Origin of the sequence: Blautia sp. MSK18_10 (assembly GCF_020553185.1) — a bacterium.
Lineage (GTDB): Bacteria > Bacillota > Clostridia > Lachnospirales > Lachnospiraceae > Blautia_A > Blautia_A wexlerae.
Genome location: NZ_JAJCGT010000069.1, coordinates 1 through 8,153, shown reverse-complemented (window position 1 = coordinate 8,153; position 8,153 = coordinate 1). Strand labels below are relative to the sequence as shown.

The window sequence follows — 8,153 nt, the reverse complement described above, 5'->3', positions numbered from 1 at the left end:
TTGTATGTCTCGGGATTTTGGCATATTCATGCCAAAACACCTCGCGGGATAGTGGTGTGTGAACAGTAACATCTGTTTCACATATAAATAAACTTATGGAGGAATTTATTATGAAGCGTGATTTAAAGAAAATCATCAGCCAGATGACTCTGGAAGAAAAAGCAGGCATGTGCTCAGGTCTTGATTTCTGGCATCTGAAGAGTGTGGAAAGACTCGGAATCCCGGAGGTAATGGTAAGCGACGGTCCTCACGGGCTTCGTAAACAGGATGACAAGGGAGATCATCTTGGAATGAACGACAGTATCAAAGCAGTCTGCTTCCCTCCTGCTGCTTTAAGTGCCTGCTCTTTTGACCGTGAATTAATGGAATCCATGGGCGAAACTATTGGCAGAGAAGCACAGGCAAATGACGTATCTGTTGTTTTAGGACCGGCTGTCAATATTAAACGTTCTCCGCTCTGCGGAAGAAACTTTGAATACTATTCAGAAGATCCATACCTTGCAGGTGAGATCGCTGCTGCATTTATCAATGGTGTACAGTCCCAGCATGTAGGAACTTCCATCAAACATTTTGCAGCTAACAATCAGGAATATCACCGCATGAGCAATTCTTCTGAAGCAGATGAAAGAACACTCCGCGAAATTTATTTTCCTGCATTTGAAACTGCAGTAAAAAAGGCTCAGCCATATACATTTATGTGCTCCTACAATCAGATCAACGGTACTTTTGCTTCCGAGAATAAATGGCTTCTTACCGATGTTCTCCGCAATGACTGGGGCTTTGAAGGATATGTTATGTCTGACTGGGGTGCTGTCAATGACCGTGTGAAGGGTCTGGAGGCCGGCCTGGATCTGGAAATGCCAGGTTCCAACGGAACAAACGATGCTCTGATCATGGAAGCCGTAAAAAATGGCACTCTGAAGGAAGAAGTTCTGGATCAGGCTGTAGAACGTATCCTGAATATTATTTACAAATATGCGGACCACCGTGCACCGCAGGAATTTACCATGGAAAAAGACCATGAAGAGGCACGCCGTATTGCGGAAGAATCTATGGTCCTTCTGAAAAACGCAGACCAGATTCTGCCTCTGAAGACCTCTGAGAAAGTAGCTTTTGTAGGTGGTTTTGCCAAAAAACCTCGTTTCCAGGGCGGCGGAAGCTCTCATATTAACTGCTTTAAAATTACCAATGCACTGGAAGCTGTTCCTGCTGATGCACAGGTTATTTACGCAGAAGGATTTCCTGCTGATAAAGATTTATACGATGAAAAACTGGCTTCTGAAGCACTTCAGTCTGCAAAAGCTGCTGATAAGGTTGTGATCTTCGCCGGACTTCCGGATAGTTTTGAGTCTGAAGGATATGACCGTTCTCATATGAGACTGCCAGAATGCCAGAACCGTCTTATTGCTGAGATCCTTGAAGTTCAGCCAAATACTGTGATCGTTCTTCACAATGGTTCTCCTGTGGAAATGCCATGGATCAATAATGTGAAAGGTATTCTGGAAGCTTACCTTGGCGGACAGGCAGGCGGAGCTGCTGTTGCAAATATCCTCTATGGTATTGTAAATCCAAGCGGTAAACTGGCCGAGACAATCCCGGTGAAACTGGCTGACAATCCATCCTACCTGAACTTCGGTGGCGGTGATAAAGTGGAATACCGTGAAGGTGTATTTGTAGGATATCGTTATTATGACACCAAACAGATGGAAGTTGCCTATCCATTCGGATACGGACTCTCCTATACTACTTTTACATACAGCAATCTGCAGATTTCCAACACAAATCCAACAGAAAAAGATACTGTCACTGTTTCTGTAGATGTAACAAATACAGGAAACGTTGCAGGAAAAGAAGCTGTCCAGCTCTATGTGAAAGACATGACAGCATCCACGATCCGTCCGGAAAAAGAACTGAAAGGTTTTGAAAAAGTCCAGCTTGCTCCCGGCGAAACCAAAACAGTTACTATGAAACTGGATAAGCGTAGCTTTGCATGGTACAACACCCAATTACAGAACTGGTATGCTGCAAGCGGCAAATATGAGATTCTGATTGGTGCGTCCTCCAGAGATATCCGTCTCTCTGAAACCATTGAACTCTCCAGCAGCCAGGTAATTCCCATGCATATTCATATGAACACAACACTGGGTGAGCTTTTCAATAATCCCAACACAAAAGAAGCAGCAAAAGAACTGACTTCCAGATATCTGGCTGCAATGAACGGCGGTTCAGACACAGCTTCCCAATCTGCTGCTGAAGCTATCACTGAAGAAATGGTAGCAGCAATGACAGATTCCATGCCACTTCGCTCTCTGTGCAGCTTTGGCGGATTCTCCCGGGCTGAGATCCGGGAGATGATTGACAAACTGCAGGCAATCTATAGCAATCCTCTGAAATAATGCATCTTAATCCAGCCCATCAGAGTGTGAAATCCTGCGTCAGATATCTTTGCCGTGCGTCAGCACGCCTGCAGATATCTTCCTTGTCTTTCGCACTCTGCTGAACTGTCTTAAATGCATTATTTACAAGGATTGCTATAAAACAAAAAAACTACTGTATATAAGCTGAATTTTTTTCCGGCTTTATACAGTAGTTTTTATTTATTTCTCTCTAAACCATTCCTTCATCACATCAAAAATTTTTATAAGCTCTTCGTCACTGATCACATATGGAACCATAGAGTACATGTAGTTCAAAAATGGCCTGCTGAACACACCCCGTTCATAAGCAAACTGCTGGAAGCCTTCCAGATCTCTGGAATCATGAACCTCCACGCACACACAGCCACCCATGATCCGGACTTCTTTGATCCGTGGATCTGTGAATGCTTCCATCTCACCACGTGAAACCTGTTCAATATGACGGATTTTACTCATATAATCTTCACGCTCAAAAATCTCAATCCCCTTCAAAGCCACAGCACATGCCAGCGGGTTTCCCATAAAAGTAGGACCATGCATCAGGGCAAGTCTGTCATCATCACTGTAAAAGGCATCAAATACCTTGTGATTTGCCACAGTGACAGCATGACCAATATATCCTCCTGTAAGGGCCTTTCCAAGAACCAGGATATCCGGCAGAACAAGATCTGCCACAAAGCGATTACCTGTGCGGCCAAACCCGGTTGCAACCTCGTCAAAAATCAAAAGAACATCATACTGGTCACACAATTCTCTTGCTCTCTTCAGGAATGAAATATCATACATCCGCATTCCTCCTGCTCCCTGTAAAAGAGGCTCCACAATAAAGCAGTTCAGACGGTCATGATACTGTTCAAATGCCTCCTCCAGGGCCGGGATCTCAGTGGGAATATGGACAACACCCTCTTTTTTGTCAAAAGCGAAATGATAATCCTCGTCATCACCAACTTCCATTGCCTTAAATGTATCCCCGTGATATGCATGTTCAAGAGCCAGCACTAACGGGCGCTTTCTTCCCTGATTGGTGTTGTATTGAAGGGCCATTTTAAGTGAGACCTCCACTGCAACACTTCCTGAATCTGAAAAAAAACAATAATCCAGATCTCCTGGCAGAAATTCCTGCAGCTTCGCAGAAAGCTTTTCCACCGGCTCATGTGTCAGTCCCCCAAGCATTACATGACAAAAACGGTCTGCCTGTTCCTTGATCGCTTCTGTCAGTTCCGGATGCTTATATCCATGAATCATACACCACCAGGAAGATATAGAGTCTATCAGCTTCTGATCTTTTGTATAAAGATGTACACCCTCTGCATCCAGAATCTTATAGGGAGCTTTCATTGTTTTCATTTGTTCATAGGGATACCATATCATTTGATCTTCACCTCATCATAAAATTCTGCCAGTACATCTGCATCTATATCAAGATCCTTCGCATTATCCTGTACTTTTGCAATAACCGGAAGGCCTGTCATATATTGGCACATAGCAATATTATCCTCTTCCATAATATTTCCGGGATGGTAATGGTTAAAAATAATACCTTTGATTGGAAGGGAATGGACTTTCATATACTCAGCAGTCAATACAACACTGTTTATTGTACCAAGCCCTGCATCTGCCACCAGAATACTGGAAAGCTCAAACTCTCTTATCACATCTTCAAGCTGGATTTTGCGTTCATCAAAACAGAGCGGACAGAGGATACCGCCACTTCCTTCCATGGTAATATATTCATAATCATTTGCTGCCTTCAAAAATCCTCTTCGCACAACATCAAGATCCACCGGATTACCCTCAACTCTTGAAGCAAGATGAGGAGACCAGGCATTTTCATATACATAAGGACACATATCATCCAGAGACTGGGAAATACCAGACATCTCTTTAACAAAAAGTGCATCGCCCGGGATTAGACTTCCGTCTGCACGCCGGTCATTTCCACTCATTGCAGCTTTGTAATAAGCCGGATTTTTTCCTGCCTGTGCCAGTTTTTTTACGATCAGTCCTGAGAGATAGGTTTTGCCCATGTCTGTTCCTGTTCCTGTAATAAATACCGCTTTACTCATGATTCTTCCACTTCCTTCCAATATTCTGGTGTTACATTTCTGCCCATATCAGAGAGCATTTTTCGGTCGCTGCGGATGGTTGCGCAGGCAACAGTAGTCAGCATATTCCCTGTTATTGTAGCGGAGGCACCGGATTTAAAAGCGGTTTCCCCGTCATTGGTAAGAAGTGCCCGTCCGGCAGCAAGACGAATATTAGCCTCAGGATTAATATAACGAAAGAAGGCAATTGTCCGGAGGATATCCTGCTCTGAAAGCTGATCAAGATGTTCCAAAGGTGTTCCCGGAATGGGCATCAATGCATTGATCGGAATGGAGTCAATACCCAGCTCTGCAAGGCTGACTGCCATATCCAGACGATCCTCCCAGGTCTCTCCCATTCCTATGATGCCACCGGAACATGCACACATTCCTTCTGCCTTTACCTTTTTCAGAGTTTCAATCTTCATATCGTATGTATGTGTCGTACATATATTAGGAAAATTTCTCCGCGAAGTCTCAATATTATGATGGTAACTGGTTACTCCGGCTTCATGAAGACGATGCAGCTGTTCGGAAGAAAGAAATCCCATGGAAGCACAGAGATCGATATTGCATTCCTTATACATGGTTTCATAGGCATGAATCGCCTGATCAAATTCTTTTCCGGTCAGAGCCTTTCCTGCAGTGACAATGGAAAAACGATCAACACCCTCCTCTTCATTCATTTTACATGCTTCCAGAATCTTTTCCTCGGGAAGAAAATCATAGATCTCACAGAAAGTATGGTGGTGTACTGACTGAGCACAATATTTGCAGTCCTCCGGACACCTGCCGCTGCGGCCATTGATAATGGAACAGAGATCTACCTTATCACCGATATATGCTTCGCGGATACGGTCTGCTCCTTCACATAACTCATCTAAATCACAGGTGAGAAAAAAAGAAAGATCATCTTTCCTTGTGATTCTGCGTCCATCAATAATTTTCTGTGCTAAAATAAGTGGATTCATTTTGCAAGCTCCTCCGTTTCCAGTCTGACATTTGATTTTGAATCAAAAAGATATTGAAGTACTACCGGTCTGACACGCTTTGCAATAACAGCTCCCAGAACACTTAATGCAATGTCACCAGGTACTGCAAGAAGAAAACAATAAAGAATCAGCGGCCAGATTCCAATCGGTGTATCGATCACATAATTACAGATCACATAGTAATAAACCATTCCACAGGTATAGACAATCATCAGACCTGCCAGATTCGCAAGTAAATAACGAAAAACTGTCTTCTGCTTAAGACGCTCTGCAATAAGTCCGGTCACGTATGTTCCCAGGCAGAATCCTATAATATAACCGAAGCTTGGCTTGAAAATATACCAGATTCCACCGCCTTCCGAAAAGATCGGAAGTCCTGCCAGCCCCAACAGCATATAGGCAACCACAGAAATCATACCCCTTCTGGATCCCAGAAACAATCCGGCAAGCATAGTGAACAGGTACTGCAGTGTAAAAGGAACCACAGGTATAGGGATTTTAATAAACGCACCTGCTGCAATCAATGCCGTAAAAAGTCCGCAATAGATCATGCTTTTTGTTTTAGTCATTTGTAAACCTCCATGCATTTTATAGTTTACAATTTTAAAACATAGAATGTTAATTGTCAACTTTTTTATTTTCTCAGTTTATAGTTCGCCTGTTGCTGTTCACACACCACTATCCCGAGACATACAAGCCAAAATTCCATTGCCGCAGGCAATCTGGAATGAATTTTGGCTAAGTTACTGTGAACGGAGTGAACAGTAACGTTCGCCTTGCTATTTGCGTCACAGCATATATAATATGGTCAAGCGGATAAAATCATCCGCTTCGCTACTTGCTTGATTCGGTAATCACGACCACCGGCTAAGTCGGTGGTTTGCTTTGACCCTATAAGGGTCTATTACCGGCACTGGAGTCTAAAGACTCATTATTCCTGTATTTTTTGCATTTTTCCATACCGTATCTACATAATATCCACGACACCAGAAATGTCTGTTTCCATATTTGTACTTCAGATTTGCATGTCTTTCGAATATCATTAATGTACTTTTTCCTTTTAACCATACAAAAACGGCAGACCCCCCAATAAAGTCAAGGGATTCTGCCATTTTATTTTTCATCAACTGTCGAAAACGGGTGTGTGTCATTTCATCGGGAATTTCTTTCTTGCCAGGTCAGTTCTGCTTTTTCCTTACAGTTCTCAGAAAATAACAGATCGACCACGCAATACTCATTCCTGCTGCAATTCCAAAAGCAAAAAGAAACGTATCCCGTCCATATTCCAATGCTCGAACAGTATTTCCTTCCACAATGCTGTTCATACAATAATAAAGAGTACTTCCGGGAATCAGAGGGATTACGGAAGTAACAAAAAAAGATGTAGATGTTTCTTTACAGATTCTTGCAAGAATTTCTGCATACACATCTGTAACAAAGCCAGCCATCAGAGTCGGAAGAAAAACATTTCCCCAGAATTCTTTTCCCAGAAGGAACACCAGCCAGCTAAGGAAGCCGCCAACTGCTGCCAGAGGCAAATATTTCTTTTTTATATGAAAAAGAATTCCAAATCCTACAGAGCCAATGGCTCCGGTAATTAATTGTATCATGATTGCTGCAGTCAAAGTCCAAACCTCCCAAATAAAATAATTGCCCCCATAAATCCAAGTGCCAGTGCCGCAGCAAGTAGTAAAGCAGCAATCAGACGGATGATTCCAGAGAGTGTATCACCAATAAGTACATCCCTGATTGCATTTGTCGACATCAACCCCGGAATCAAAAGCATAATGTCACCGATCATAATCTTATCCATGCGAAGGAATGGGCACAGCAAGGTTAATCCACAGATTGCACAGCCTGTAAAAAAAGACGCCACAAACTGAAAAGTCACTTCATTCATGCATACCGGACGAAGATATTGCTGTAATCCCCAGATCAGAACAGCCCCAAATCCTGCTGCAACAGCATCCGGAATACTTCCACCATAAAAAAAAGCAAAACTGCATGCAGCCAGAAGGCTTCCAAGAAGTTTCCATAGCGGTTTTGTTTTATTTATATTAATTTTATCAAATTCCTTCCGAAGCTCTGCTGCCGGAACAGGATGATTACAAAAACGACGGCTCAGATCATTCAACTGCTCCAGTTTGGTAAAATCATTTCCTCCGCACTCCCTGATCCGTCGGGTCTGTGTCCGCGCTCCTTCTCCCGGAAATTCCATGGTAATAACGATACTGGATGTGATCACAAAAACATTCATCTGCGCAGCACCACAGGCATAACCCATTCGGTTCAGCGTATCCTCCACCCGAAAAATCTCTGCACCGCTGTTTAACAATGCGTCACCCATATCAAGAAAAATATGTAAAAAATCTTTAGATGTCTGCATAGGATTACTCCTTTAATTTTGCAGAAAAGAGTCCGGCATAATATACGCCAGTGTCTTACTTCTGCACTTTTGTATTCTGATGATAGCTTAAGTATAAAGCTTAACTGCCGCTAATACAACTTCTATTTTTATAGTGTTTTCGCAAATACTACTGTTCGGAATACTAATTCATTACCCCGGAATCAACTATAGCAATCCTCGTAAATAATCAAAAAAAACTTTTGATACCGATATTATTTCCAGTCCTGAACTTTATATTTTTTATATTTTGCAG

General features: G+C 42.6%; 7 protein-coding genes and 1 pseudogene. 1 reads left to right on the top strand and 7 read right to left on the bottom strand.

Going from position 1 to position 8,153, the window contains the following annotated elements:
- Positions 1-110: 110 nt before the first annotated feature.
- Positions 111-2,396: a glycoside hydrolase family 3 C-terminal domain-containing protein gene (locus LI074_RS16285; protein WP_173698409.1), complete on the top strand. Its 2,286-nt coding sequence runs from the start codon at positions 111-113 to the stop codon at positions 2,394-2,396.
- A 201-nt stretch (positions 2,397-2,597) separates the two neighbouring features.
- Here the strand turns inward: LI074_RS16285 and bioA are convergent, their stop codons facing one another.
- The 7 genes and pseudogenes from bioA to LI074_RS16250 form a co-directional block, all read right to left on the bottom strand.
- Positions 2,598-3,788 (bottom strand): adenosylmethionine--8-amino-7-oxononanoate transaminase, encoded by a 1,191-nt coding sequence (bioA, locus tag LI074_RS16280; RefSeq protein ID WP_055148905.1) that lies wholly within the window; start codon positions 3,786-3,788, stop codon positions 2,598-2,600.
- Positions 3,785-4,483: a dethiobiotin synthase gene (bioD, locus tag LI074_RS16275; RefSeq protein WP_055053848.1), complete on the bottom strand. Its 699-nt coding sequence runs from the start codon at positions 4,481-4,483 to the stop codon at positions 3,785-3,787. Before bioD ends, bioA begins: the two co-directional genes overlap by 4 nt.
- Positions 4,480-5,472 carry a biotin synthase BioB gene (gene bioB, locus LI074_RS16270; RefSeq protein ID WP_173698408.1) on the bottom strand — a complete coding sequence of 331 codons (993 nt, stop codon included), beginning with the start codon at positions 5,470-5,472 and terminating at the stop codon, positions 4,480-4,482. The genes bioD and bioB overlap by 4 nt, the downstream gene beginning before the upstream one ends.
- Positions 5,469-6,062, bottom strand: coding sequence for a biotin transporter BioY (locus tag LI074_RS16265; protein ID WP_173698407.1), 594 nt, complete (start codon positions 6,060-6,062; stop codon positions 5,469-5,471). The genes bioB and LI074_RS16265 overlap by 4 nt, the downstream gene beginning before the upstream one ends.
- A gap of 375 nt (positions 6,063-6,437) precedes the next feature.
- Positions 6,438-6,560: pseudogene (locus LI074_RS16260) on the bottom strand (transposase); the annotation flags it as partial.
- Between the two features lie 111 nt (positions 6,561-6,671).
- Positions 6,672-7,118, bottom strand: coding sequence for a threonine/serine exporter family protein (locus LI074_RS16255; protein ID WP_081017098.1), 447 nt, complete (start codon positions 7,116-7,118; stop codon positions 6,672-6,674).
- Positions 7,115-7,879 carry a threonine/serine exporter family protein gene (locus tag LI074_RS16250; protein ID WP_118331706.1) on the bottom strand — a complete coding sequence of 255 codons (765 nt, stop codon included), beginning with the start codon at positions 7,877-7,879 and terminating at the stop codon, positions 7,115-7,117. The genes LI074_RS16255 and LI074_RS16250 overlap by 4 nt, the downstream gene beginning before the upstream one ends.
- Positions 7,880-8,153: the final 274 nt, after the last annotated feature.

Bases quoted from the DNA above. Each gene is read 5' to 3' on its own strand.
- bioD (WP_055053848.1), bottom strand. From the start codon at position 4,483: ATGAGTAAAGCGGTATTTATTACAGGAACAGGAACAGACATGGGCAAA.
- bioA (WP_055148905.1), bottom strand. From the start codon at position 3,788: ATGATATGGTATCCCTATGAACAAATGAAAACAATGAAAGCTCCCTAT.
- LI074_RS16265 (WP_173698407.1), bottom strand. From the start codon at position 6,062: ATGACTAAAACAAAAAGCATGATCTATTGCGGACTTTTTACGGCATTG.
- LI074_RS16285 (WP_173698409.1), top strand. From the start codon at position 111: ATGAAGCGTGATTTAAAGAAAATCATCAGCCAGATGACTCTGGAAGAA.
- bioB (WP_173698408.1), bottom strand. From the start codon at position 5,472: ATGAATCCACTTATTTTAGCACAGAAAATTATTGATGGACGCAGAATC.
- LI074_RS16250 (WP_118331706.1), bottom strand. From the start codon at position 7,879: ATGCAGACATCTAAAGATTTTTTACATATTTTTCTTGATATGGGTGAC.